The organism is Sphingomonas carotinifaciens (genome assembly GCF_009789535.1).
Classification (GTDB): Bacteria; Pseudomonadota; Alphaproteobacteria; order Sphingomonadales; family Sphingomonadaceae; genus Sphingomonas; species Sphingomonas carotinifaciens.
This window is the reverse complement of the sequence record NZ_WSUT01000005.1, coordinates 382,546-407,548: the sequence shown is the minus strand read 5'-3', so window position 1 is coordinate 407,548 and position 25,003 is coordinate 382,546. Positions and strand designations below refer to the sequence as shown.

The 25,003-nt window shown below is 67.7% G+C and carries 21 protein-coding genes; 13 read left to right on the top strand and 8 right to left on the bottom strand.

Features of this window, described 5'->3' with window-relative positions:
* The first annotated feature begins 2 nt into the window (after positions 1-2).
* From GQR91_RS03895 to rarD, 3 genes are all read left to right on the top strand, one after another.
* Positions 3-1,328 (top strand): dihydrolipoamide acetyltransferase family protein, encoded by a 1,326-nt coding sequence (locus GQR91_RS03895; RefSeq protein ID WP_149681237.1) that lies wholly within the window; start codon positions 3-5, stop codon positions 1,326-1,328.
* A 14-nt stretch (positions 1,329-1,342) separates the two neighbouring features.
* Positions 1,343-1,573, top strand: a complete 231-nt coding sequence (locus tag GQR91_RS03890; protein ID WP_112381565.1) for a hypothetical protein — start codon at positions 1,343-1,345, stop codon at positions 1,571-1,573.
* Between the two features lie 336 nt (positions 1,574-1,909).
* Complete coding sequence (gene rarD / locus GQR91_RS03885) at positions 1,910-2,806, top strand: EamA family transporter RarD (protein ID WP_149681236.1); 897 nt, start codon at positions 1,910-1,912, stop codon at positions 2,804-2,806.
* A gap of 6 nt (positions 2,807-2,812) precedes the next feature.
* On the opposite strand, the gene GQR91_RS03880 is transcribed toward rarD, so the two are convergent.
* From GQR91_RS03880 to pgi, 6 genes are all read right to left on the bottom strand, one after another.
* Positions 2,813-4,246, bottom strand: coding sequence for a glucoamylase family protein (locus GQR91_RS03880; RefSeq protein ID WP_149681235.1), 1,434 nt, complete (start codon positions 4,244-4,246; stop codon positions 2,813-2,815).
* Positions 4,247-4,304: 58 nt separating this feature from the next.
* On the bottom strand, positions 4,305-7,346 hold the full coding sequence (locus GQR91_RS03875; protein WP_149681234.1) for a TonB-dependent receptor: 3,042 nt from the start codon (positions 7,344-7,346) through the stop codon (positions 4,305-4,307).
* Positions 7,347-7,861: 515 nt separating this feature from the next.
* Complete coding sequence (gene gorA, locus GQR91_RS03870; protein ID WP_149681233.1) at positions 7,862-9,211, bottom strand: glutathione-disulfide reductase; 1,350 nt, start codon at positions 9,209-9,211, stop codon at positions 7,862-7,864.
* Positions 9,211-9,624, bottom strand: coding sequence for a type II toxin-antitoxin system VapC family toxin (gene vapC / locus GQR91_RS03865; protein ID WP_149681232.1), 414 nt, complete (start codon positions 9,622-9,624; stop codon positions 9,211-9,213). The genes gorA and vapC overlap by 1 nt, the downstream gene beginning before the upstream one ends.
* Positions 9,621-9,812, bottom strand: coding sequence for a type II toxin-antitoxin system VapB family antitoxin (locus GQR91_RS03860; protein WP_149681231.1), 192 nt, complete (start codon positions 9,810-9,812; stop codon positions 9,621-9,623). The genes vapC and GQR91_RS03860 overlap by 4 nt, the downstream gene beginning before the upstream one ends.
* Positions 9,813-9,856: 44 nt before the next feature.
* Positions 9,857-11,350, bottom strand: coding sequence for a glucose-6-phosphate isomerase (gene pgi, locus GQR91_RS03855; RefSeq protein ID WP_149681230.1), 1,494 nt, complete (start codon positions 11,348-11,350; stop codon positions 9,857-9,859).
* 150 nt (positions 11,351-11,500) lie between these two features.
* Between pgi and lepB the strand changes: the two genes are divergently transcribed.
* The 3 genes from lepB (at position 11,501) to era (ending at position 14,166) form a co-directional block, all read left to right on the top strand.
* On the top strand, positions 11,501-12,364 hold the full coding sequence (gene lepB / locus GQR91_RS03850; protein WP_112381558.1) for a signal peptidase I: 864 nt from the start codon (positions 11,501-11,503) through the stop codon (positions 12,362-12,364).
* Complete coding sequence (gene rnc, locus GQR91_RS03845; protein WP_149681229.1) at positions 12,313-13,026, top strand: ribonuclease III; 714 nt, start codon at positions 12,313-12,315, stop codon at positions 13,024-13,026. Before lepB ends, rnc begins: the two co-directional genes overlap by 52 nt.
* Positions 13,027-13,272: 246 nt before the next feature.
* A complete protein-coding gene (era, locus tag GQR91_RS03840; RefSeq protein WP_149681228.1) occupies positions 13,273-14,166 on the top strand; it encodes a GTPase Era in 894 nt (297 codons plus the stop codon).
* A 4-nt stretch (positions 14,167-14,170) separates the two neighbouring features.
* Here the strand turns inward: era and GQR91_RS03835 are convergent, their stop codons facing one another.
* Positions 14,171-14,899 carry an NAD-dependent deacylase gene (locus tag GQR91_RS03835; RefSeq protein WP_149681227.1) on the bottom strand — a complete coding sequence of 243 codons (729 nt, stop codon included), beginning with the start codon at positions 14,897-14,899 and terminating at the stop codon, positions 14,171-14,173.
* 200 nt (positions 14,900-15,099) lie between these two features.
* Here GQR91_RS03835 and GQR91_RS03830 point away from each other — a divergent pair, with 200 nt between their 5' ends.
* The 6 genes from GQR91_RS03830 to GQR91_RS03805 all read left to right on the top strand — a co-directional run bounded on the left by GQR91_RS03830 (position 15,100) and on the right by GQR91_RS03805 (position 21,575).
* The gene (locus GQR91_RS03830; RefSeq protein WP_160146731.1) at positions 15,100-15,255 is read left to right on the top strand and encodes a hypothetical protein; all 156 of its coding nucleotides are present in this window, start codon (positions 15,100-15,102) and stop codon (positions 15,253-15,255) included.
* Between the two features lie 118 nt (positions 15,256-15,373).
* A complete protein-coding gene (gene dapB / locus GQR91_RS03825; RefSeq protein WP_112381801.1) occupies positions 15,374-16,102 on the top strand; it encodes a 4-hydroxy-tetrahydrodipicolinate reductase in 729 nt (242 codons plus the stop codon).
* Entirely contained in the window at positions 16,099-16,761 is a 663-nt protein-coding gene (nth, locus tag GQR91_RS03820) for an endonuclease III (protein ID WP_149681226.1), read from the top strand. Before dapB ends, nth begins: the two co-directional genes overlap by 4 nt.
* 14 nt (positions 16,762-16,775) lie before the next feature.
* Positions 16,776-18,533 (top strand): copper resistance system multicopper oxidase, encoded by a 1,758-nt coding sequence (locus GQR91_RS03815; RefSeq protein ID WP_149681483.1) that lies wholly within the window; start codon positions 16,776-16,778, stop codon positions 18,531-18,533.
* Positions 18,530-19,582, top strand: coding sequence for a copper resistance protein B (locus tag GQR91_RS03810; protein ID WP_149681225.1), 1,053 nt, complete (start codon positions 18,530-18,532; stop codon positions 19,580-19,582). The genes GQR91_RS03815 and GQR91_RS03810 overlap by 4 nt, the downstream gene beginning before the upstream one ends.
* 199 nt (positions 19,583-19,781) lie before the next feature.
* Positions 19,782-21,575 (top strand): ABC transporter ATP-binding protein, encoded by a 1,794-nt coding sequence (locus GQR91_RS03805; RefSeq protein ID WP_149681224.1) that lies wholly within the window; start codon positions 19,782-19,784, stop codon positions 21,573-21,575.
* Positions 21,576-21,758: 183 nt separating this feature from the next.
* On the opposite strand, the gene topA is transcribed toward GQR91_RS03805, so the two are convergent.
* Positions 21,759-24,344 carry a type I DNA topoisomerase gene (gene topA / locus GQR91_RS03800; protein WP_149681223.1) on the bottom strand — a complete coding sequence of 862 codons (2,586 nt, stop codon included), beginning with the start codon at positions 24,342-24,344 and terminating at the stop codon, positions 21,759-21,761.
* A 303-nt stretch (positions 24,345-24,647) separates the two neighbouring features.
* Between topA and GQR91_RS03795 the strand changes: the two genes are divergently transcribed.
* Positions 24,648-24,977, top strand: a complete 330-nt coding sequence (locus GQR91_RS03795) for a DMT family transporter (protein WP_112381550.1) — start codon at positions 24,648-24,650, stop codon at positions 24,975-24,977.
* Positions 24,978-25,003 lie beyond the last annotated feature (26 nt).

The following is a 25,003-nucleotide window of genomic DNA, read 5'->3' as shown; positions in this document are numbered from 1 at the left end:
GGATGGCGCGTTTCACCTTTCGCCTGCCCGATATCGGTGAGGGCATTGCCGAGGCGGAGATCGTCGCATGGCATGTCGCCGTGGGGGATCGTGTGGAGGAGGACCAGAACCTTGCCGACATGATGACCGACAAGGCGACCGTGGAGATGGAGTCGCCGGTGTCGGGCACGATCGTCGAGGTGGCGGGCGAGGTCGGCGAGATGGTGCCGATCGGCGCGGCGCTGGTGGTGATTGAGACCGAGGCGGCGGAGGCGGCGGAGGCGGTCGGCTCGGACGAGGTGGCCGAGCAGATCGAGGCGGAAAATCCGGGGGTCGAGGAGGTTGTCGCTCCGGCTCAGGCTCAGGCTCAGGCTCCGGCTCCGGCTCCGGAGAAGGTGGCCACTCAGAGCGTGCCTCCTGTGGCGGCCCCTCACCCCGGCCCTCTCGGAGGGGAGAGGGAGGCGCAGGCGGATTCGGTTTCGCGTGAGCATCGGGCGCTGGCTTCGCCGGCGGTGCGGGCGCGGGCCAAGGAACTTGGCGTCGATCTGTCGCAGGTGCGGGCGGCGGAGGGGGACCGTATCCGCCACGCCGATCTGGACGCGTATCTGCGCTACGGTTCGGCGCAGGGCTATACATCCGATGTCCCGCGTGCCTGGGCGGACGAGAGCGTGCGGGTAATCGGCATGCGGCGGCGGATCGCCGAGAACATGGCCGCCGCCAAGCGCAACATTCCGCACTTCACCTATGTCGACGAGATCGACGTGACCGCGCTGGAGGCGATGCGCGGCGATTTGAACGCCCACCGCGGCGATCGGCCAAAGCTGACGCTGCTGCCGTTCCTGATCGTCGCGATGTGCCGCACCCTGCCCGACTTCCCGATGCTGAACGCGCGCTATGACGACGAGGCGGGCGTGGTGACGCGGTCGGGGCGGGTGCATTGCGGGATGGCGACGCAGACCCCGGCCGGGCTGACCGTGCCCGTGATCCGCGACGCGCAGGATCGCAACGTCTGGCAGCTCGCCGCCGAGATCACGCGGCTGGCCGAGGCGGCACGGGCCGGCACGATCCGCAGCGAGGAAATGGGGGGCGGCACGATCACCGTCACCTCGCTGGGGCCGCTGGGCGGCATCGCGACGACGCCGGTGATCAACCGTCCGGAGGTGGCGATCGTCGGGCCGAACAAGATCGTCGAGCGCCCGGTGTTCCGGGGCGACGATATCGTGCGCGCCAAGCTGATGAACCTGTCGATCAGTTGCGACCACCGGGTGGTCGACGGCTGGGACGCGGCCAGCTTCGTCCAGGCGCTGCGGACCTATCTGGAAACGCCGGTGTTGTTGTTCGCGTCCTGATCGGAGGAACGGCGATGCGCGGGATGCATGGTGGCGACGTGACGGTGGACCGGGACGGGACGTTCCGGGGCATGGTGATGGGGGACCTGACCGTGGCGTCCGGATGCACGGTGGATGTCGCCGCGATGGTCCAGGGCGACGTGGTGGTCGGCGCGGGTGCGGACGTTTGCGTGACCGGCATGGTGATGGGACGCGTCGTCAATCGCGGCGGCCGCGTCAGGGTGGAAGGGATGGTTTCGGGCTAGGCTGTTGCGGTGTTGCCTTAGGCCAAGATCGCGCTGGCTTTGGGGGAGCTGCTTCGTGCGCCAGCCTGTCTCTCGATACACCGCCTCGATAGGCGGCTGCGCCGCTACTCGACGGTTACTCGAGACGAACGGGTCGGGCGGTGCTGGTTTTGGGGAGCCGCTTCGTGTGCCAACCTGTCTCTCGATACGCCGCCTCGATACGCGGCTGGGCCGCTACTCGGTGGTTACGTAAGACGAACGGGTAGGGCGGGGTAACGTCAGCAGTTGCGGGCTCCCCAGGCGGCCGGGCGCCATCGTCGCTTGCCAATCATGCTGCGCTGCAGGACAGGGCGGTTCATGACCGCCACCGCTTCTCCCGCCTGTACCGGCCTGATCCTGGGCATCGGCGCCTATGTGACCTGGGGGCTGTTGCCGCTGTACCTGAAGCTGTTGGCGGGAGTGCCGGCGTTTCAGGTGGTGGCGCATCGCATCCTGTGGTCGGTGGCGCTGTTGTTGCTGGTGGTGCTGGCCATGCGGCGGGGAGCGGCGATCCAGGCGGCGGCGCGGGGGCGGACGCTGTTGCTGCTGTGCGGGAGCGCGGGCCTGATCGCGGTCAACTGGCTGGTCTATATCTGGGCGGTGCAGCACGCACATGTGCTGGAGGCGAGTCTGGGTTATTTCATCAACCCGCTGGTCAACGTCGCGCTGGGCGTCGCGGTGCTGGGCGAGCGCGTGCGGCGTGGGCAGGCGGTGGCGATCGGGATCGCGGCGGTGGGCGTGCTGCTGCTCGCGGTGTCGGGCGGCGGCGCGCTGTGGATCTCGCTGACGCTGGCGGTGACGTTCGGCGTCTATGGCCTGCTGCGCAAGGTGGCGGCGATCGATGCGCTGGGCGGCCTGACGGTGGAGACACTGCTGCTCTCGCCCTTCGCCGCGATCTTTATCACGCAGGCGCAGGTGGCGGGAACGGGGGCGTTCGGGCAGTCCATGCGCATGGACGTGCTGCTGGTACTGGCGGGCGCGGTGACGACGGCGCCGCTGCTGATGTTCGCGGCGGCGGCGCGGCGGATGCGCTATGCGACGCTGGGGCTGCTCCAGTATCTGGCGCCGACCTTGCAGTTCCTGCAGGCGGTGCTGCTCTTCGGCGAGACGCTGAAACCCGTCCACATCGCGACCTTTACCCTGATCTGGGCGGGATGTGCGCTCTACGCCTATGACAGCGTGCGCGGCAGCCGGACGCCGGCGACGCGCGCCTGATGCCCCTCAGCCCATCCAGCCGCCGCTGAACCCGGCGCGTTCCAGACCGCGGCGCAGGTGCGGATTGCGCTTCATGGTGTTCCAGACGAGGCCGGTGCGATGGTTCTCGATCATCGCGACGATCGGGCCCTGATCGATGCCGAGATGGTCGGTTGCGACCCAGCCGGTGCCGGGGACGATGGAGCCGTGCTGCAACCGGTGTTCGGTCTGTTTCAGCGTCAGGTTGAAGCTGTCGCGAAAGCCGTATTCGTCATAGATGCCCGGATAGCGCGCGATCATCGCCTGGGCGGTGGGAATGACGATTTCGGGCGCGAAGGCGATCGAGCCGAACGCGGCGGTGGGCGCGATCGTGCCGTCGTCGCGGTCGCCGGGACCGCGGGCGGAGTAGCTGAAGAATTCGCGGTTGCGGCCGTCGATCTCCTGCACGAAGTCGCCGGGGCCGTCGCAGGCGGTGAAGCCCCAAACATCCGCGCCGTAGCCGACCCAGCCGCCCGGATTGGCGATGGCATAGCGTTGCTGCGCATAGGTGGCGCGGCGGCTGTTCTCGAAATAATCGATGCCGCGGCGGCGCGAATAGGCATCGGTCATGCCGCGGAAATCGACCCACACCTGGCTGTACTGGTGGCCGAACAGCGGCGGGAAGGCGGTATAGGCATCGACGTAACTGGCATCCCATGAGGGATCAAAGGTGTCGGTCCAGCGCGTCCAGGTGTCGGCGGGCAAGGGGTGGCTGGGGGAGCCGAGCGCCAGCAGGTAAAGGATCAGGCTTTCGTTGTAGATGTTCCAGTCGCTGGAGATGAAGCCGCTTTCCGGCATCCAGCCCATCGACACAAAGGGCGCGCGCGGGGTGATCCAGGTCCATTCGACCGCGGTGTAGAGTTGCTCGGCAAGCGCGCGGATTTCGGATTCGCGAATATCCTCGGCATCGAACCAGCTTTGCACGAACAGCACGCCCGCCATCATCAGCGCGGTATCGATCGTCGACAGCTCGCATTTGGCGAAGCGATGCCCCTTCGTCATGCCGAGGAAGTGATAGAAGAAGCCTTTATACCCGGAAAAACCAGTGGGTTGATCGCCCTGCGGGGCGGCGGCGAGGAAGCGCAGGGTGGCCAGGGTGCGGGTGCGGGCCTGGTCGCGGGTGATCCAGCCATTGGCGGCGCCGATGGGGTAGGCGGTGAGGGCGAAGCCGATGGCGGCGATCGAGGCGAAGGAGGGGGTGGGCCAGCGATCGGGCGCAAGGCCGGTCGCGGGGTCGGTCGAGTCCCAGAAATAGCGGAAGGTGCGCTGCTGAATGTCCTTGAGCAGCGCATCGGGCGCCGAGATCGGCGGGCCGAAGGGGGCGACCAGGATCGGCGGCGGGCTGACGCGGGCGGGGGTACAGGCGGTGACGATACCGGCGGTTCCGGCGGCGAGCAGGCTGCGGCGGGTCAGGGTCGACATGGGATCGGAAACGCCCGCCGCCTGCAAGCGGATGCATTGCAGGCGGCATGTCCGCGGGTCAGAAGCGATAGCCAAGGCGGAACTGCACCCGGCGCGGCAGGGTCAGCACGCGCGTGGCGTTGGCCGCATCGGCGGGGCGCAGCGTATCGGGCGGAGTGGCGGACAGGTTGATACCTTCGTCGAAGCCGGCAAAATTCTTGTTGTTGAAGGCGTTCAGCACATCGACCGCTGCCTCGAAGCTGTCGCTGTTGCCGAAGATCGAGAAGCGCTTGGCCAGCGTCAGGTTGACCTCGCAAAAGGCGAACAGCCCCTTGATGCAGTTCTTTTCCGGATAGCCGACGCGGAACTCGCGCTGGCCCGGCTCGGTACCGTTGGTGGTATCGACGATGTTGTAGGCCGAGCCGCTGCCCAGCGTGGTAATCGTCGAGAATTTGAAGCCGAGCGGCAGGTCGACGATGCCGGACAGGACGACGCGGTGACGCTCGTCACCCACCGAGGGGCGCCAGCCATAGGCGTCGGGAACGACCTCATCGAGGCTGAACAGGTCGAACACGTCGTTCGCGCCGTTCTTCTCCGCCTTGCCGAGCGTATAGGCGATGTTGAGGCCCCAGCCCGACGCCTCGGTATAGGTCTTGTCGAGGGTGAAGAAGAGCGCCTTGTAGCGGGTGTCGAGCCCGTCATAGCCGATCAGCACGTTCTGATAGCCGAGCGCGCGGACGGTGGAGAGGAGCGCCGGATCGTTGGGCGCGCCGAGGCCGCCATTCTGCCGCGTGGCGAACAGATAGGTATAGCCGTTGCGACCCCGCTGGTACGATCCGGAGAGCGACGCCTGGAACGGGCCGACGCGCTGGCGGATGCCGAACGAGACCTGATCGTTGACCGGGGGCTTCGTGTTGTTCTTGGTGGCGAGCAGTTCGGGCAGGCCGGTCTCGGGCTGCGTCGAGAGCAGCGTCAGCAGGCCATCGCGGGTGAGGTAGCTGGGGTTCCAGGCGACGGTGGGCAGGCCGCGGCGCGGCGTGCCGTTCGGCGAGAAGCGGAACACGCCGACCGGGTTGATCGTGCGGCTGAGTTCGTCGACGGTGTTGTTGAAGTTGTTGCGGTCATAATAGCGGCCGGCGCCGCCGAAGATGACCGTCGACTGGTCATCCTTGATATCCCATGAAAAGCCGAAGCGCGGGGCGATGGCGCCGGCGAACGGCTTGCGGTTGTTGCCCGTTGATATGTAGTTTTCGGGATCGAAGTAGAAGGTGCTGGGCAGCGCGCGCAGCGCGGCGGCGGCATTGTCGGGCGTCCGGAAATTGTTGTTCTTGGCGTTGGTTTCGTAATCCCAGCGCACGCCGATGTTGAGTTGCAGCCGGCCGGTGACGTCCCAGTCGTCCTGCGCATAGACACCGACCTGGGTGTTGGAGCCGTAGATGCGGCCATTGCCGAGGCCGAGGCGCGCTTCCGACGGAAAGGCGAAGGTCAGGTCGTCGCTGGTGTCGTCGGGCGTGCCGGCATTGTCGGCGCGATTGAAGGTGTAGCGCGGCTGGATATAGGCGTTGTTGATGAATTCGATGTCGGTGATCTCGACGCGGCCACCGACCTTGAACACATGGGTGTCGAGGCCGGTATAGGTCAGGTCGTTACGGAAGGTGTAGCTTTGCTGCACCTCACGCCTGGTCGAATCCTTGCCGCCGAAGACGATGACGCCGGCATAGTCGAAAGAGGGCAGGTCCGGGTTCAGCGACGTCGGATTGAAGATGTAGCTGAGATAGTTGGCGTTGAATTCGTTGACGAAGCTGTCGCCGGTATAGGTCCATTTGAACAGATAGGTGTCGACCGTGTTGATCTTGTTCTCGGCGCTTTCATAGCTGACATTGCCGTCGAAGCCCTGGATGTCGGTTTCCTGACGGCGACTGAACGACAGGTCGAACACCTGGCGCTCGTCCGGGGTCAGGGTCAGCTTGCCGAAGTAGAAATCCTGGCGGAACGGGCTGACAAAGGCGCCTTCGAACTCGCTCAGGCGGCGGCCGGAGAATTGCTCGAACTCGTTGATCGCGGCCTGTTCGCCGCTGGAATTGACGATCAGCGCGCGGTCCTGATCGTTGCCCTCATAGGCGCCGAAGAAGAACAGCTTGTCCTTGATGATCGGGCCGCCGAGCGAGGCGCCGTACTGCTTGCGCTCGAATGCGGGCTTGGGATCGCCGCGGCGGCGGACGATATAGTCGGTCTGGCTGAGCGAGCGGTCGGTATATTGGCCGAAGACCTCGCCGTGGAATTCGTTGGTGCCCGACTTCGTCACCGAGGTGATGATCGCGGAGCCGGCCTGCTCATACTCCGCCTTGTAGTTCTGCGTCAGGACGCGGAATTCCTGCACCGCGAGCTGGCCGAAGGGATTGCCGCGGCTGTTCTGTTGCCCCGCGACGCCGCCCTCGCGCAGCTTGTTCTTCAGGCTGACGCCGTCGATGAAGACGTTGACCTGGCTGGCCGCCGAGGCGCCGGCCTGAAACCCCTTGTTCGTCTCGGAATCATTGTAGCGGACGCCGGGGGCAAGCGCGGCGAAGCTGAGGAAGTTGCGGTCGGTCTGCGGCAGGGTGCGGATCTGTTCCTGGGTGATGTTGGTCGCGATCTCGCTGGTCTTCACCTCGACGAGGCGGTTGCCGGTGACGACGATTTCGCCGCCATCGCCGCCGCCGGGAGCGGCCGGCGGCGTGCCGTCGATCGTGGTTTCGGTCTCCGTCCCCGACGCCGGGGTCGGCGCGGGCGCGGCGAGGCGGATGTCGAGCGTCGCGGACTGGCCGATCGACACGATGACGAGGCGTTCGGCGGTCTCCCCGCTGGTGGCGGTGGTGGTGATGCGGTACTGGCCGGGACGCAAGCCGTTGAGGACAAAGGCGCCGTTTCCGTCGGCGGTGCTGCGCTGCGTCTGATTGGTGCCGGTGTTGACCGCGGTCACCGCGGCGCCGGCGGCGGGCGCGCCGTCCGGCCCGGTCACCTGGCCGCGGATCGACGCGGTCGTCGTCTGCGCGGCGGCGGGCGCGGACAGGATCGCCGCACTTCCCAAAATGGTGGTGGTGGCCAGCGTGGCGCGCAGTGCGGCCGTCATCATCGTCTTCATCACGTTGTTCCCCATGGGCCGGACCCGATCGGGCCCGTGCCGGTCCTGCCTGTCGGGCTGCCGGCGCCGTGGGGCCCCCGTCGCCGCCGGTTCTACCGGCCGGGACGTAAGGCTGGGCGGGGATGACCCGCCATCGGCAATCCTCTCCGTAACGGAGCCGTGCGCAACCCTGATGCCGTCGCCGCCGGGTGCGGGAGAGCCGCCCCTGCTTGTCGTTGCAGCAGAGCCGAACTGCTAATCCCGATCGCTTGTGTACGCCAAGCGACCTTTTGATGAAGCGTGGTGCATTCAGGGCCCGCTGTGGCGTGGCCGCCACGCGTCAGGAGAGCGGTGCGGTCAGGACCGGCCCTCGGGACAAAAATCGTTTGCGGCCAGGAACCATCCGGCGGGTGATGCGTGCGCACGTTCCCGTGAGCCGGCGCGCCACGCCCCGCCATCTCTCCCGCACGGCTGGCTTGCCGGCCGGGTGCAGCGAAGGTGATGCGCCGGCCATCATGCCGACGCACCGGACCTCCTCAGCGCATCAGGACGAGTTCCTCGGCCATGGTCGGGTGCAGGGCGACAGTGGCGTCGAACTGCGCCTTGGTCAGACCCGCCTTTACCGCGATCGCCGCAGCCTGCAGGATTTCGGGTGCGTCGGGGCCGATCATGTGCAGGCCGAGGATGCGATCCGTCTCGCTGTCGCACACCATCTTGTAGAGGGCGCGCTCGTCACGCCCGGCCAGCACGTTCTTCATCGGGCGGAAGTCGGACGAATAGACCTTGACCGATCCCAGCTTCGACTTGGCCTCCGCCTCCGTCATGCCGACGCCGGCAATGGGAGGATGGCTGAATACGGCAGAGGGGATGCAGTCATAGTCGACGCTGCTCGGCTTGTTGCCGAACACGGTGTCGGCAAAGGCCTGACCCTCGCGGATCGCCACCGGCGTGAGTTGGACGCGGTTGGTGACGTCGCCGACCGCATAGATGCTGTCGCAGGTGGAGCGGTTCGCCTCGTCCACCTTGATCGCACCCTTGTCGTCCAGCTCGACGCCGGCGCTTTCCAGGCCGAGGCCATGGGTGTTGGGCACGCGGCCGGTGGCGAACATCACGCAATCGACCACCACGGGTTCGTGGTTCGCCATGCTGACCTGCAGGCAGCCATCGTCCAGCTTCTCGATCCCCTGGAAGGTGGCGTCGAAGCGGAACTCGATCCCCTTCATCATCGAGATCTGAAGCAGGCGGTCGCGGATGGCCAGTTCATAGCCGCGCAGGATCTCCTTGCTGCGGTTCATCAGGATGACATGGGCGCCTAGCTGGTGAAAGATGCCGGCGAATTCGTTGGCGATATAGCCGGCACCGGCGATCAGGATGCGCCTGGGCACGGCGGGCAGATGGAACGCCTCGTTGGAGGTGATGCCGAGTTCATGGCCTTCGCATTCGGGCACGGCGGGGTGGGCGCCGACCGCGATCAGGATCTTGCCCGCGGTCTTTTCCGTGCCGTCGGCGAGGCGGACGCTGTTCGGGCCGGTCACGACGGCGCGCTGGTTGATGATGTCGACCCCGTGGCTTTCCAGGGTGTTGGTATAGGCGCCGTTGATCCGGTCGACCTCGGCCAGCACATTGTCGCGCAGCGTCGGCCAGGAAAATTCGCACTGGTCGGGCACCTGCCAGCCGAAGCGCTTGGCATCGCTCAGATCCTCGGCGAAATGTGCACCGATCGCGAGCAGCTTCTTGGGCACGCAGCCACGGATGACGCAGGTGCCGCCAACGCGGTATTCCTCGGCCACCGCGACCCTGGCGCCATGCGCCGCGGCAACCCGGCTGGCGCGCGTGCCGCCCGACCCGGCGCCGATGACGAACAGGTCATAATCAAAGTCGGACATCAATTCACTCCGGATGCGGGTTCCAGCACTGGGATCAGCCCCAGATGCCGTACGAAAGGGTCGAAGTCCCGGTCACTGTAAAGCAACGGGGTGCCATCAAGGATGCAGCGCGTGGCGATGAGCGTGTCGATGGTCTTGCGGATGGTGATGCCAAGCGTGCGCAGGGTACGGTAGTGGTGGGCGGCTTCCACGGCGCATCGCTCCCCTCCGACCGGCACCACCGGATACACCGTCATCCTGCCGTGCAGCCGCCTGTATTCCGCATCCGTCCGGCAGCCCTGCAGAACCTCCGTAAGTACCAGATCGGGAATGCCGATCGGCCTTTTATCGAGAATGGTATCGAGGTGATCGGCCTGGCGCGACGGGCGGCCGGTCAGATAATCGATCCAGACACTGGAATCGACGAGGATCAATCACGCCTCATCGCGTCGAGGTCGCCGATCCAGTCCATCTTGCCGCGCAACTCGCGGATGCCGGCCTGACGTTTCAACTGCACCAGTTGACGAAGGGCGGCCTCGACCGCCTCCTTCTTTGTACGTGCGCCGGTCGCCTCCATGGCTTCGGCCATGAGTGCATCATCGATCTCGATATTGGTCCGCATGTGTATGGCTCCCAGGAGCCATACACATAAGGATTGCCGCGGCGTCAGTCGAGGCCGGCGCGGGCGATCAGGTCGGTGGTGGAGGGGTCGAAATCACCGCCGCCCTTTTCCGCCGCCTTGGCCATTTCCTTGCCGAGTTCGACGCCGAACTGGTCGAAGGAGTTGATGCCGAGCAGTACGCCGTTCACGAAGACGCGCTGTTCGTAGAAGGCGATGAGGGCGCCGAGCGTGCGGGCGTCGACCGTGTCGAGCAGCAGGGTGGAGGAGGGGCGGTCGCCCGAGTAGCTGCGCGCCGGGTCGTCCGCCTGCTTGCCCTTCATGAGCGCGGCCCCTTGCGCGAAGGCGTTGAGGAGCAGTTGGCGGTGATGCTCTTCGGCAAGGGTGTCGCCGGGTTCGATGGAGGCGATGAACTCGACGGGGACGAGGTGGGTGCCCTGGTGGAGGAGCTGAAAGACGGCGTGTTGCGCGTCGGTGCCGACGCCGCCCCAGGTGATGGCGGCGGTGGGGCGTCCGACGGGCTGTCCGTCGATGGTGACGCCCTTGCCGTTCGATTCCATTTCGAGTTGCTGGAGGTAGCTGGGGAGGAGGCGCAGGCGCTCGTCATAGGCGAAGGGGGCGCGCGTCTCGGCGCCGCAGACCTGGGTGTAGTAGAGGTCGGCGAAGGCGGCGAGGGCGGGGGCGTTCTCGTGGAGCGCGGAAAGGCGGAAATGGCGGTCCATTTCGGCTGCACCCTCCAGCAATTCCTCGAACTGGTCCCAGCCGAGCGCGAGCGCGGCGGGAAAGCCGATCGAGGACCAGAGCGAGTAGCGCCCGCCGACCGATTCCGAGAAGGGCAGCACGCGCGTCTCGTCCACGCCCCATTCCACCGCCTTGTCCGGGCTGGCGGTGAGCGCGATCACGCGGCCATACGGATCCTCGACGCCGTGTTCGGTCATCCATTGCAGGACCGAGGTGGCGTTCAGCATCGTCTCGGTCGTGGTAAAGGTCTTGGAGGCGACAACGAGCAGCGTGGTCGCAGGGTCGAAGCGCTTGAACGCTTCCTCCAGCGCGACACCGTCGACGTTGGAGACGATCGCCACGTCGTAGCGGTCGCTTTCGCGGCCCAGCGCATCGACCAGCAGGTCGGGCCCAAGCGCCGAGCCGCCGATGCCGACGTGCAGGATGGAGCGGACGGGGCCGAGCGCCTCCGCCTCGATCGCGTCGATCAGCGCGCGCATCCGGTCGTGGAAACCGCGCGAGCGGGCGACGCTTTCGGGATTGCCCTCGCCGCGCTCGGCGGTGTGCTCGACCGCGCGGCCTTCGGTGACGTTGACCACCTCGCCGCCGAACAGCGCGTCGCGCTTGGCGGCAAGCCCCTGCGCCCTGGCGAGTTCGGCGAAGGCGGCGACCGCGTCACGGGTCAGGTGCGTCTTGGACCAGTCGAAATGGATGCCCGCGACGTCGAGGCTGAACGTCTTCAGCCGGTCGGGGTCCTCGGCGAAAAGCTGGAGAAGCGGCGTCCGGGGAAGCGCTTCGATCGTCGACCAGTCGGCAGCCATGGGTATATGTCCTTTGCATAAGGGGCCGTTATCCTGTCGGGGGTATGACAAGGCGACGGCGAAAGCCAAGCCCGAACGTTTCGCACCTGCGAAGGGATGCAGACGACCTGCCGCTTGACGCCGCCCAAGCGTTGCGCGAACCGATGACGCATGGCCGATACACCACCGCCCGCCGCCGCCCCGAAGGCGCAACCCGACAGCCCCAAGCGTTCGGAAGCGGGGGAGACGTTGCGCTTCCTGTTGAAGCTGGCGCTGTTCGTGTTCGTTATCCGCAGCTTCCTGTTCGCGCCCTATTCGATCCCGTCGGAATCGATGCTGCCGCGCCTGCTGATCGGCGACTATCTGTTCGTGACCAAGTGGAATTACGGCTATTCGCGCTGGTCGCTGCCCTGGGGCCTGCCGCTGATCCCGGGGCGTATCCTGGCGAGCGATCCGGCGCGCGGCGACGTGGTGGTGTTCCGCAGCCCCGACCCGGCGCCCGGCGATACCGACCCGGCGCATGACGATCACGACGTCATCAAGCGGGTGATCGGCCTGCCCGGCGATACGGTGCAGGTGCGCGGCGGGCAGGTGATCCTGAACGGCAAGCCGATCCCCAAGGCGCGGGTCGCCGACTTCACCCTGCCGCTGAGCCCGAATTTCGATGCGGAGAAATGCGGCGCCGATCATCTGGACGTGGTCGGCGGCACGCAGATCTGTCGCTATCGCCGCTATCGCGAGACGCTGCCCGGCGGACGCAGCTACGACGTGCTGGATCAGGGCGACTTTCCCGATCGCGACGACACCGACGTCTATACCGTGCCTGCGGGCAACGTGTTCCTGATGGGCGACAACCGCGACGATTCGGCGGACAGCCGCTTCCCCGCACCGTTCGGCATGGGGTACATCCCGATGGAGCGGCTGGAAGGCAAGGCGGCGATCACCTTCTTCTCGACCGATGGCAGCGCATCGTGGCTGTTGCCATGGACCTGGTTCCAGGCGGCACGGCCGGCGCGGATCGGAGAAGGGTTTTGAACGTGCCTTCGGAATGGCTGGCCAGCGTCTTCGGCCGCGTGCCGAGGGACGCCGCGCCCTTCGCCCGCGCGCTGACCCATGGCAGCCAGGCGGCGGAGAATTACGAGCGGCTGGAGTTTCTGGGCGACCGGGTACTCGGCCTCGTCATGGCCGAATGGCTGTGGGAACAGTTTCCGGATGAGCCAGAGGGGCAATTGTCCAAGCGGCTGAACGCGCTGGTGACGGGTGCGGTGTGCGCCGACGTGGCGCGCGAACTGGGCGTGCGCGACCATCTGCGGCTGGGCAAGCAGGCGCGCGACGACGGCGCATCGGAAAGCGACAATGTGCTGGGCGACGTGATGGAGGCGCTGATCGGTGCCTGGTACCGCGAAGCCGGGCTGGAGGCGGTGCGCGCCTTCATCCACCAGGCCTGGGGCGACCGGGTGCATGCTCATGCCAAGGCGCCGCAGCATCCCAAATCGGCGTTGCAGGAATGGGCCGCGGCGAGCAATCGCAAGCCGCCCGAATATGAGGTGACCGACCGGTCGGGGCCGCAGCATGCGCCGCGCTTCACGGTGACGGTGCGGGTCGGCAAATCGGCCGAGGCGACGGCGAGCGGAGCGAACAAGCAGGAGGCCGAGACGGCGGCGGCCAAGGCGTTGCTGGCGAAGGTGCGCGGGTAGGTGGGGGAGCGGCGATTTCGTCCTCGGTCGGTTCGTGTCTGGAGCGGGTGAGGAGGCCGCGTTTCGTGCGCCAACCTGTCTCTCGACACACCGTCTCGATACGCGGCGGCGCCGCTACTCGACGGTTACTCGAGACGAACGGATGGATGGGGGGATCACGCCGGTGCCGCTCGGGACGAGCCGCTTATTCTCTCACCGGACGATTTCTGCTAACGGAGCGGCATCTCTTCCCCCGGAAAGCCTAGAATGACCCAACATTGCGGCCTCGTCGCCGTCGTCGGTGCACCCAATGCCGGCAAGTCCACGCTGGTGAATGCGCTGGTCGGCCAGAAGGTCGCGATCGTCAGCCCCAAGGCGCAGACGACGCGCGCCAAGTTGCTGGGTGTCGCGATCGAGGGCGATGCGCAGATCCTGCTGGTCGACACGCCCGGCATCTTCGAGCCGAAGCGGCGGCTGGACCGGGCTATGGTGGCCGCGGCCTGGGGCGGGGCGGAGGGCGCCGACATCCTGGCGCTGGTGGTCGACGGCAAGGGCGGTCTGGGGTCCAAGGTGACCGACATCGCCGAGGCGATCGCCGACCGGCCGGAGCCCAAGCACCTGATCCTGAACAAGGTCGATCTGGCGGACAAGGCCAAGCTGCTGGTCCATGCCGAAAAGCTGAACGCGCTGGTCCCCTTTGCCGAGACATGGTTCGTCAGCGCGGCGACGGGCGACGGCGTGGCCGAGTTGAAGCGTGCATTCGCCAGGCTGGTGCCGGAAGGGCCGTGGCATTATCCGGAGGATCAGGTGTCCGACGCGACCGAGCGCGCGCTGGCCGCGGAGGTGACGCGCGAGCAGCTCTACCTGCAACTCCATGCCGAATTGCCCTATGCCAGCGCGGTCGAGACCGAGGCGTACAAGGAGCGCGAGGACGGGTCGGTCGAGATCCACCAGCAGATCCTGGTCGAGCGACCGACGCAGCGTGCGATCGTGCTGGGCAAGAGCGGCGCCCGGATCAAGGAGATCGGCGCGCGCGCCCGCACCGAACTGGCGCAGTTGCTGGGCCATCCGGTGCATCTGTACCTGCACGTCAAGGTCCGCCCCGGCTGGGACGAGGACCGCGACGTGTATCGCGACCTGGGGCTCGACTGGGTGGAGTGACCCGTCAGCCGAGCAGCGAATCGACCCAGTCGGGGACGAGCACGCTTGCCGGCCCCAATCGGCTTTCGGCGAACCGGTCGCTGCCGGCCGAGCGTTCGAGATTGAGTTCCAGCGTGTCCGCGCCGTACGCGCGGGCAAGCTGGACGAAGCCGGCGGCGGGATAGACCGCGCCCGACGTGCCGATCGACACGAACAGGTCCGCGCCCGCCAGAGCCGCCTCGATCCGGTCCATCGCATAGGGCATCTCGCCAAAGAACACGATGTCGGGCCGCAGCGCGGGGGCGCCGCAGGCGGGGCAGGGGGTGCCGGGTGGCAGATCGCCCTGCCAGTCGCTGCGTTCGTCGCAGGCGGCACATAGCGCCGAGCGCAGCGCGCCGTGCATGTGGACGAGCCGGCGTGTTCCTGCGCGTTCGTGCAGGTCGTCGACATTCTGCGTGACGATGAGCAGGTCGCCCGGCCATGCCGCGTCGAGCCGGGCGAGCGCGCGGTGTGCGGCATTGGGTGCGGCCTCGCCAAGGGCGGCGCGGCGCGCATCGTAGAAGCCGTGCACGAGCGCGGGATCGCGGGCCAGCGCCTCGGGCGTGCAGACCTCCTCGATCGTATAGCTTTGCGGCACGCCGAAGCGGTCGCGCACGTCCCAATAGGTGACGCCGGCGGTGGAGCGGAAGGTGGGAATGCCCGACTCGGCGGACAGCCCGGCCCCGGTCAGGACGACAAGCGATGGCGTGGTCATGGGAGGAGGATATCCAGGTCGCAACCGCGAGGAAAACGCGAATGCGGCCCGATTTCCGTGCATTGTACGATTGCGTACATACCCCTTGGCTGTGCCGCTTTGGTGCAGGGACTGTGACCTGGTTCATTGCTGCACGCCGGTGCGGTGGATAAGCCGGCGCCAGATTTTGCCGCCTTTGTTGCTTGTTCGCGGAGTTTTGCATGAACCCCTATTCCGAAGCGCAGTCGCTGCTGATCCGCGCACGTGAGCTGATGGACGGTGCCGGTGACACGCTGGTCGCCGCACAGATCGAATTGCCGCTGGAGTCGCTGGACCGCCGGCTGGAAGCCGAAGCCGGCGACGTGGCGCGCGGCTGAAAGCCGGCCGGCCGATCCTCTCGCCCCCTTGCGCGGGCGCCGCGTTCTGGCAGAGCGGGGACATGACCGATCATTCCATACCGTCAGTCGCCCGTGCACCCCGGTGGGAGCGTCGGGCATGACCGCGATCGGCATCTATGGCAGCGCCGGGCGGATGGGCCGCGCGATCGCCGACCTGATCGAAGTGGAAGGCGCGACGCTGGCCGGTGGGGCCGATTCGCGTGACGACCCCTTGCCGCTGGCGCGCGCCGCCGACGTGCTGGTCGATTTTTCCACCGCCGGTGCGCTCGACGCGCATCTGGCGGCGGCGCGCACCGCCGGGACCGCGATCGTGATCGGCACGACGGGGCTGAGCGCGCAGCAGCATGCCGCGATCGATGCGGCGGCGGCCGAGATCGCGGTGTTGCAGACCGGCAATACCTCGCTGGGCGTCACGCTGTTGTCGATCCTGGTGCGCGAGGCCGCAGCGCGGCTGGGCGCGGACTGGGATATCGAGGTGCTGGAAATGCACCACCGCCACAAGGTGGATGCGCCGTCGGGTACCGCGCTGTTGCTGGGCGAGGCGGCGGCGGCGGGACGGGGCACGAGCTTGAGCGAACTGCGCGTCGACGGGCGGGCGGGCCTCGTTGGCGCACGGACCGAGGGGACGATCGGCATGGCGTCGTTGCGCGGCGGATCGGTGGTCGGCGATCACAGCGTGATCTTCGCCAGCGAGGGCGAGCGGATCGAATTGAACCACCGTGCCGATGCGCGCTCGATCTTTGCCAAGGGCGCGGTGCGCGCCGCGCTGTGGCTGGCAGGGCAGGCGCCGGGGCGGTATCGCATGGGCGACGTGCTGGGCCTGTGAAAAAGGCCGACGTCGTCGAGTTCTACGCGCGGCTGGCGGAGGCGAACCCGCATCCCGAGACCGAGCTGGAGTTCGTCAATCCCTACACGCTGGTCGTTGCGGTCGCGCTGTCCGCGCAGGCGACCGATGCGGGGGTGAACCGTGCGACGCGCGGCCTGTTCGCCACCGTCGATACGCCGGCCCGGATGCTGGAACTGGGCGAGGCGGGGTTGAAGGAGCAGATCAAGACGATCGGCCTGTTCAACACCAAGGCCAAGAACGTCATCGCGCTGTCGCAGATGCTGGTCGACGAGTATGGCGGCGAGGTGCCGGCGGATCGCGATGCGCTGGAACGGTTGCCCGGCGTCGGGCGCAAGACCGCGAATGTGGTGATGAACGTGGCGTTCGGGGCGGAAACCTTTGCGGTGGACACGCATATCTTTCGCGTCGGCAACCGCACCGGGCTGGCGCGCGGCAAGACGCCGTTGGCGGTGGAGCTGAAGCTGGACAAGGCGACGCCGCAGCCCTTTCGCCTGCACGCGCATCACTGGCTGATCCTGCACGGCCGCTATGTGTGCAAGGCGCGGCGGCCGGAATGCTGGCGCTGCATCGTCGCCGACCTGTGCGCGTACAAGCCCAAGACGCCGACGCCGGAGGCGGCCGGCACGAAATCGGCATGAGCGAGGATGACGGCATGGTGAAGCTGACCCGCCGGGGCTTTCTGGGTGCGGCCGGTGCGGTGGCGGTGCCCGGCTGGGCGCAATCGGTGTCGGCAGGGATCGCCGCGCCCTTGCCGACGGTAGCGGGCGAGGCGATCACCCTGACGGTCGCGCACCAGATGATGCAGGTCGACGGACGCGCCATGCACGGCATCGGCATCAACGGCAGCGTGCCGGCGCCGCTGATCCGGCTGCGGCAGGGGCAGACGGCGCGGCTGACCGTGGACAACCGGCTGGACGAGGAAACCTCGCTGCACTGGCACGGGCTGCTGGTGCCGTTCCAGATGGACGGGGTGCCGGGGATCAGCTTTCCCGGCATTCCGGCCCGCAGCCGCTTCACCTACGAATTTCCCGTCATCCAGGCGGGCACATACTGGTATCACAGCCATTCGGGGTTGCAGGAGCAGATGGGGCTGTACGGCCCGATCGTGATCGATCCCGAGGAGGCGGATCCGGTCGCGTTCGACCGAGAGCATGTGATCGTGCTGTCCGACCATAGCGCGATGCATCCGCACGCGATCTTCGCCAGGCTGAAGGCGCAAGGGGGGTATTTCAACTATCAGAAGCAGACACTGGCCGGGCTGATCGCGGGACGCGACCAGTCGGCGGGCGAGCGGTGGATGTGGGGCGGGATGCGCATGGACCCCAGCGACGTGTCCGACGTGACGGGGTCGACCTACACCTATCTGGTCAACGGCCATGGACCGGCGGACAACTGGACCGCGCTGTTTTCGCGCGGAGAGCGGGTGCGGCTGCGCATCGTGAACGCCAGCGCGATGACGATCTTCAACGTGCGCATTCCCGGGCTGAAGCTGACGGTGGTGCAGGCGGACGGGCAGGATGTGCGCCCCGTCGCGGTGGACGAGTTCCAGATCGCGGTGGCCGAAACCTATGACGTGATCGTCGAGCCGGATGCGGCGATGGCCTATACGCTGGTGGCCGAAGCGTGGGACCGGTCCGGCATGGCGCGGGCGACGCTGGCGCCGCGGGTGGGCATGGCGGCGGCGGTGCCGGCGCTGCGCCGGCGGCCGCTGGCGACGATGAAGGACATGGGGATGGGCATGGATCACGCGGCGTCCGCCGCGCCCTGCGCGCCCGAGCATGCGGCGATGGGGCACTGCGCAGGTGGAAATGGCGCGGGTGGGCATGGCGCCCCCGCGCCGATGCGCCATGCGATGCGCGACTTCGCCAACGCGCCCGAACTGCCGCGCACGCCGACGGTGCAGACGGTGGCGCCGATGCCGGTGGACCGCACGGGCGAGCCGCCGCAAGGGCTGGCGGATGCCGGGCACCGGGTGCTGGTCTATCGCGATCTGGTCGCGCTGGGCCGCAATCCTGACGTGCGGGTGCCGTCGCGCGCGCTGCGCATCCACCTGACCGGCAACATGGAACGCTATATGTGGGCGTTCGACGGGGTGAAGCTTAACAAGGTCAAGGCGCCGATCCCGTTCCGGCATGGCGAACGGGTGCGGGTGACACTGGTCAACGACACGATGATGGCGCACCCCATCCACCTGCACGGCCATTTCTTCGAATTGGTCACGGGGCACGGCGACCATGCTCCGCGCAAGCATACGGTGAATGTGGCGCCGGGGGGCACGGTGACCTTCGACCTGACCGCGGATGCGGTGGGCGACTGGGCGTTCCACTGCCACCTGCTCTACCACATGCATGCCGGCATGATGCAGGTGGTGACGGTCCGGCATGATGCCACGATGGAGCATGGCGCATGAGCCTGGTGCTGCTGGGCCTGCTGATGGCCGTGCCGCAGGACTGCCCGCCGGAACATGCGGCGATGGGGCATTGCAAGGCGGCGCCTGCCACGCCCGCACCGGCCGCGACCGAGCCATGTTCGCCGGAACACGCCGCGATGGGGCATTGCAGGGCGGCACCGGCCGTGCCTGCCCCACCTGCCGCGCCCTGTGCGCCCGAGCATGCGGCGATGGGACATTGCACGCCTGCCCCTGTCCGCTCAGGCGGGCACGGCGCGATGGATCATGGCGCGATGGGGCATGGTGCGAGCGTGGAGGCGCCGCCGGTAGTGGGCGATGCCCCGCCGCCGCCGGTACCGACGACACGCGCGGCGGATGCCTTTTACGATCCCGTCGCGATGGCGCGGGCGGAGCGGCAGATGCGGCGCGAGCATGGCGGCATGGCGATGCATCAGGTGATCCTGAACATCGCCGAAGTGCAGGTGCGGAACGGCCGCGACGGCTATCGCTGGGACGGCGAGGGCTGGTTCGGTGGGGATATCCACCGGCTGGTGGTGAAGAGCGAGGGCGAGGGGGACTTCGGGCGCCGCGTCGATGCGGCCGAGGTGCAGGCGCTGTATGCGCGCGCGGTCGATCCATACTGGAACCTGCAGGCGGGCGTGCGGCAGGATGTCGGCGCGGGGGCACGGCGGACCTATGCGGTGCTGGGGGTCGAGGGGCTGGCGCCCTATTGGTTCGATGTAGAGGGCGCGCTGTTCCTGTCCGATCGGGGCGACGTGCTGGCGCGGGGCGAGGCGTGGGTGGACCAGCGGATCACGCAGCGGCTGATCGCGCAGCCGCGGGTGGAGTTCAACCTGGCGGCGCAGGACGTGCCCGCCAGCCGGATCGGCGCCGGGCTGTCGAGCGCGGAAGCGGGCCTGCGCCTTCGCTACGAGATCGCGCGCGAGTTCGCGCCCTATGTCGGGGTGTCGTGGGAGCGGCGTTACGGGGCGACGGCGCGGTATGCGCGCAGCGATGGCGGCGGCACGGGCGGCTTTGCGCTCGCGCTGGGGGTGCGGGCCTGGTTCTAGGCGCGGTGGCGGCGATCTGCTAAAGGCGGGCCCGGACTCGATCAGCGCGAAGGAGGGCGACGATGACCAATCCGTATCCGTCCATGCCCGGCGTTCGACGCGGCGGGTGTTTCGCACACCCCTGACGCCTGCGGCTCGCGCGCGCGCCGCCATTCCGTTCCGCTGATCCAGGGACCGCGCCGATGGGTGCGGAATTATCATGACCGATGAAGACGATGACCTGTTTCCGCGCGCGTCGGTGTTGCGGCGCGTGCTGGGGTTCACCTTTGCATTGTGGCGGCGGGCGCCGCGGCTGGCGGCGGCATGTGCGCTGGCGATGATGCTGGGCACGCTGACCGAGATATTCGTGCCGCTGTTCGCCGGGCGGATGATCGATGCGGTGGGGCAGGGGGCGCGGGGGGCGGCGATGTCGGCCTTTGCCGCGATCGTCGCGCTGGGCGGGGCGATGGTCGTTTTCCGTCATCTGGGATGGTGGGCGATCACGCCCCTGACGCTGAACATGATGCGCGACGTGACGGTGGAAGCGTTTGCGCGCGTCCAGCGGCTGTCGAGCGACTGGCATGCCAATGCGTTTTCGGGGTCGACGGTGCGGCGGATCACGCGCGGCATGTGGGCGCTGGATACGCTGAACGACGTGCTGCTCCTGTCGCTGCTCCCCTCGGTGACGGTGCTGGCGGGAACGGTGCTGCTGCTGGGGCTGCACTGGCCGGTGCTGGGTGCGGTGATGGGGGTGGGCGCGGTCGCCTATATCGCGCTGACGGTCGGATTGGCGACGCGGGTGCTGGCGCCGATCGCGCGGCTGTCGAACCAGTGGGATACGCGGATCGGCGGCGTGCTGGCTGATGCGATCGGCACCAATGCGGTGGTCAAGGCCTTTGGCGGCGAGGCGCGCGAGGAGGAACGGCTGGCACACACCGTCGCCAAATGGCGGCGGCGGACGCGCCGGACCTGGATGGCGTTCACCTGGGCGGGATCGGGGCAGCTGGCGCTGCTGTGGGTGATCCGCGTCGCGGTGACGGGCGTGGCGCTGTGGCTGTGGGGGCAGGGCCGGGCGAGCGCGGGCGACGTCGCCTATGTGCTGACCAGCTATCTGGTGCTGAACGGCTATCTGCGCGACATCGGCCAGCACATCCATCAGTTGCAACGGTCGGTGAACGAGATGGAGGAACTGGTGCAGCTCCATGACGAGCCCGCAGGCGTTGCCGACCGGGCGGGTGCGCAGCCGATCCGGGTGAGCGACGGCGCGATCCGGTTCGAGGGGGTGACGTTCCGCTATGCCGGGCAGGACAGGCCGCTCTATGCCGCGCTGGACGTGGCGATCCCGGCGGGGCAGCGCGTCGGGCTGGTGGGGCCGTCGGGATCGGGCAAGACCAGCTTCGTCAAGCTGATCCAGCGATTGTACGACGTGGATGCGGGGCGCATCACCATCGACGGGCAGGATATCGCGCACGCCACGCAAAGGTCGCTGCGCGGCCAAGTGGCGATCGTGCCGCAGGAGCCGGTGCTGTTCCACCGGACGCTGGCGGAGAATATCGGTTACGGCCGGCCGGAGGCGAGCATGGCCGAGATCGAGGAGGCGGCGCGGCTGGCCAACGCGCACGACTTCATCATGCGGCTGCCCAAGGGATACCGGACGCCGGTCGGCGAGCGCGGGGTGAAGCTGTCGGGCGGCGAGCGGCAGCGGGTGGCGATCGCCCGCGCCTTTCTGGCGGATGCGCCGATCCTGGTGCTGGACGAGGCGACGTCGAGCCTGGATTCGGAAAGCGAGGCGGCGATCCAGCAGGCGATGGAGCGGCTGATGGTGGGGCGCACCGCGATCGTGATCGCACACCGGCTGTCGACCGTCAGGGCGCTGGACCGCATTCTGGTGTTCGACCACGGGCGGATCGTCGAGGACGGGCCGCATGAGACGCTGATCGCCGCCGAGGACGGGCGGTATCGGCGGTTGTTCGAGCGGCAGGCCGGCGCGGGGGTGGCGGAGATTGTGGGGTAGGGGGGTGTTGGTGGGGGTTCGGCACCCTCTCCCCTCCGGGGAGAGGGAGGGGCCCGCCGCGCGAGCGGTGGGAGGGTGAGGGGCTGCCAGGCAGCGCTGCACTGCTGGTCTGCCCCTCACCCTTCCCACTGCCTTCGGCAGCGGGCCCCTTCCCTCTCCCCGGAGGGGAGAGGGCATTTGAGGTTAGAAGGGGGGATCTTCTTCCGCGGTGGCGGGCTTGGCGGCCGTTTTCTTTGCCGCTGGTTTCTTGGCTGCCGGCTTCTTCTCCGCCGTCTTCTTGGCCGCAGCCTTTTTCGGCGCGGCCTTTTTCTTCTTGGGCGGCGCGGCGGCGGCGCGGGCGTCGATCAGCTGGGCGGCTTCCTCCAGCGTCAGCTGGTCCTTGTCGACGGTCTTGGGGATCGTCGCGTTGGTTTCGCCGTCGGTGACGTAAGGACCGTAGCGGCCCTCCATCAGCTTGATCTCGGCCTCGGTGCGGGGATGCTTGCCTAGGATCTTCACCGGCTCGCGCGCGGCGCCGCGGGCGGGGCGACCGCCACCGGCCGCGGCATCCGCCAGCTTGGCGACGGCGGCGTTCATGCCGGTTTCGAACACCTCGGCGGTGGACTGAAGCCGGGCATATTTGCCGCTGTGCGCCAAATAAGGGCCATAGCGGCCGATCGAGGCGGTGATCGGCTCGCCCGTTTCCGGGTGGTTGCCGATGGTGCGCGGCAAGCTGAGCAGCTTCAGCGCCCATTCCAGATCGAGATCGACATCCTTGGGGATGGAGGCGCGCTTGGCCTCCTTGCCCTCGCCGAGCTGGATATAGGGGCCGAAGCGGCCGGACTTACGCTCCACCGGCAGGCCGGTTTCGGGGTCCTTGCCCAGCGTCTCGGGGCCGGTGTCCTCACCGGCCGCCTCGCCCCCTTGCGCGAAGCGGCGGGTGTATTTGCATTCGGGATAGTTGGAGCAGGCGATGAACGCGCCGAAGCGGCCGCCGCGCAGCGCCAGCTTGCCCTCGCCGCAATTGGGGCAGAGACGCGGGTCCGAGCCGTCCGCCTTTTCCGGAAAGAGGTAGGGGGCGAGGAACTGGTCCAATTCGGCGGTGATCGCCGAGGGCTGCTGCTCCATCACCTCGTTGGTGCGCGGCTTGAAGTCGCGCCAGAACGCTTCCAGCACCGCCTGCCACTGCGCGCGGCCGCCCGAGACGTCGTCGAGTTCCTCTTCAAGTTCGGCGGTATAGTCGAAGCCGACATAACGCTCGAAAAAGCGTTCAAGGAAGGCGGTCACCAGCCGGCCGCTTTCTTCCGCGAAGAAGCGGTTCTTCTCGACGCGCACATAGGCGCGTTCCTTCAGCGTCTTGATGATCGAGGCATAGGTGGAGGGGCGGCCGATGCCGAGTTCCTCCATGCGCTTGACCAGCGAGGCTTCCGAGAAGCGGGGCGGCGGCTGGGTGAAATGCTGCTCGGCCTTTACGTCCTTCTTCGCGGGCGCATCGCCGTCGCGCAGGCGGGGCAGGCGGCGCGATTCCTCGTCCGCGGCATCGTCCTGACCCTCTTCGTAGAGCGCGAGATAGCCGGGGAAGAGCACGACCTGTCCGGTCGCGCGCAGCACGTGGCGGCCGGTGCCGTCGGCCATGTCGATGGTGGTGCGCTCCATCCGGGCCGACGCCATCTGGCTGGCGAGCGCGCGCTTCCAGATCAGGTCGTACAGGCGGCCATGATCGCCCGAGCCGGCCCGGTCGCGGGAGAAGTCGGTGGGGCGGATCGCCTCGTGCGCTTCCTGTGCGTTCTTCGCCTTGGACTGATATTGGCGGGGCTTGTCCGGCACATAGCTGGCGTCGTAGCGCTCGGCGACGGCCTTGCGCGCGGCCGAGATGGCGCTGCCGTCCATCTGCACGCCGTCGGTACGCATATAGGTGATCGCGCCGTCCTCATAGAGTTGTTGCGCGATCCGCATCGTGTGGTCGGCGGAGAAGCCGAGCTTGCGCGCCGCCTCCTGCTGGAGCGTCGAGGTGGTGAAGGGCGGCGGCGGGTTGCGCGTCGCGGGCTTGGTCTCGACCGACTGGACGGAGAAGCGGCCCGCCTCGACATCGGCCTTCGCGCGGGTGGCGTCGCCTTCATTGCCGATCGACAGGCGGTCGAGCTTCCTGCCCTCCCACTGGACCAGCCGCGCGGTGAAGGGGGTGCCGTCCTGCTCCATCTCGGCGGTGACGGACCAGTATTCCTGGGGGCGGAACGCCTCGATCTCGCGCTCGCGCCCGACGATCAGGCGCAGCGCCACCGACTGGACGCGGCCCGCCGACTTGGCGCCGGGCAGCTTGCGCCACAGCACCGGCGACAGGGTGAAGCCGACCAGATAATCGAGCGCGCGGCGGGCGCGATAGGCGTCGATCAGGTCGGTATCGAGTTCGCGCGGATTCTGCATCGCGTGCAGGATCGCGGGCTTGGTGATCGCGTTGAAGGTGACGCGCTCCACCGCCTTGGGCAGCGCCTTGCGGTTCTTCAGCACCTCGCGCACGTGCCACGAAATCGCCTCGCCCTCGCGATCCGGGTCGGTGGCGAGGATCAGGCGGTCGGCCTTCTTCGCCTCGTCGGCGATCGCCTTGAGCTGCTTGGCCTTGTCGGCGTAATTTTCCCATTCCATCGCGAACCCTTCATCGGGGTTCACCGAGCCGTCCTTGGGCGGCAGGTCGCGGACGTGACCATAGCTGGCGAGGACGCGGTAATCGCCGCCGAGATATTTCTCGATGGTTTTCGCCTTGGCGGGGGATTCGACGATGACGAGCTGCATAAGCGGGGCGTGGTGTCCTTACGTGTACGCGCGAGGATGGGGAGGGGGAGACGGTGGCGTCAAGTCGTGGCGGCGCGGGCGGTTCCCGCCATGACCGGACAGGCACCACGCGGAAGTGGACACTACGTCCCCCCGCCCGTGTCCACTTCCGATCGCGGCGGGAGCGGCCCGGACGAAGAGGGGTAGTGCGGACCGGGTTCGTTTCATGCGCACCATATAAGATGAAGCGGGGCGTGTAGGACAGCGCCGATCGATCCGGTGCGGGGCATGACAGATGTGGCGGGGATCGTTAGCGTCCCCGGCATGGCGTATCTTTACCTGTTCATCGCGATCCTGGCGGAGGTGACCGGCACTTCCTTCATGAAGCTGTCGGAAGGATTTACCCGGCCGGTGCCGTCGCTGGTGACGGCCTTGGGCTATGCGATCGCCTTTTACTTCCTGTCGCTGACGCTGAAGACGATCCCGACGGGCATCGCCTATGCGATCTGGTCGGGGGTGGGGATCGTGCTGATCTCGGCGGTGGCGTGGGTGTTCCAGGGGCAGAAGCTGGATGCGCCGGCGATGATCGGCATGGCGCTGATCATCGCCGGGGTGGTGGTGATGAACGCCTTTTCGCGCGCCGGGGGGCATTGAGGAGTTGCCCTCTCCCCCCTTGGGGA

Bases quoted from the DNA above. Each gene is read 5' to 3' on its own strand.
- GQR91_RS03895 (WP_149681237.1), top strand. From the start codon at position 3: ATGGCGCGTTTCACCTTTCGCCTGCCCGATATCGGTGAGGGCATTGCC.
- GQR91_RS03890 (WP_112381565.1), top strand. From the start codon at position 1,343: ATGCGCGGGATGCATGGTGGCGACGTGACGGTGGACCGGGACGGGACG.
- rarD (WP_149681236.1), top strand. From the start codon at position 1,910: ATGACCGCCACCGCTTCTCCCGCCTGTACCGGCCTGATCCTGGGCATC.
- GQR91_RS03880 (WP_149681235.1), bottom strand. From the start codon at position 4,246: ATGTCGACCCTGACCCGCCGCAGCCTGCTCGCCGCCGGAACCGCCGGT.
- GQR91_RS03875 (WP_149681234.1), bottom strand. From the start codon at position 7,346: ATGAAGACGATGATGACGGCCGCACTGCGCGCCACGCTGGCCACCACC.
- gorA (WP_149681233.1), bottom strand. From the start codon at position 9,211: ATGTCCGACTTTGATTATGACCTGTTCGTCATCGGCGCCGGGTCGGGC.
- GQR91_RS03860 (WP_149681231.1), bottom strand. From the start codon at position 9,812: ATGCGGACCAATATCGAGATCGATGATGCACTCATGGCCGAAGCCATG.
- pgi (WP_149681230.1), bottom strand. From the start codon at position 11,350: ATGGCTGCCGACTGGTCGACGATCGAAGCGCTTCCCCGGACGCCGCTT.
- lepB (WP_112381558.1), top strand. From the start codon at position 11,501: ATGGCCGATACACCACCGCCCGCCGCCGCCCCGAAGGCGCAACCCGAC.
- rnc (WP_149681229.1), top strand. From the start codon at position 12,313: ATGGACCTGGTTCCAGGCGGCACGGCCGGCGCGGATCGGAGAAGGGTT.
- era (WP_149681228.1), top strand. From the start codon at position 13,273: ATGACCCAACATTGCGGCCTCGTCGCCGTCGTCGGTGCACCCAATGCC.
- GQR91_RS03835 (WP_149681227.1), bottom strand. From the start codon at position 14,899: ATGACCACGCCATCGCTTGTCGTCCTGACCGGGGCCGGGCTGTCCGCC.
- GQR91_RS03830 (WP_160146731.1), top strand. From the start codon at position 15,100: ATGAACCCCTATTCCGAAGCGCAGTCGCTGCTGATCCGCGCACGTGAG.
- dapB (WP_112381801.1), top strand. From the start codon at position 15,374: ATGACCGCGATCGGCATCTATGGCAGCGCCGGGCGGATGGGCCGCGCG.
- GQR91_RS03815 (WP_149681483.1), top strand. From the start codon at position 16,776: ATGGTGAAGCTGACCCGCCGGGGCTTTCTGGGTGCGGCCGGTGCGGTG.
- GQR91_RS03810 (WP_149681225.1), top strand. From the start codon at position 18,530: ATGAGCCTGGTGCTGCTGGGCCTGCTGATGGCCGTGCCGCAGGACTGC.
- GQR91_RS03805 (WP_149681224.1), top strand. From the start codon at position 19,782: ATGACCGATGAAGACGATGACCTGTTTCCGCGCGCGTCGGTGTTGCGG.
- topA (WP_149681223.1), bottom strand. From the start codon at position 24,344: ATGCAGCTCGTCATCGTCGAATCCCCCGCCAAGGCGAAAACCATCGAG.
- GQR91_RS03795 (WP_112381550.1), top strand. From the start codon at position 24,648: ATGGCGTATCTTTACCTGTTCATCGCGATCCTGGCGGAGGTGACCGGC.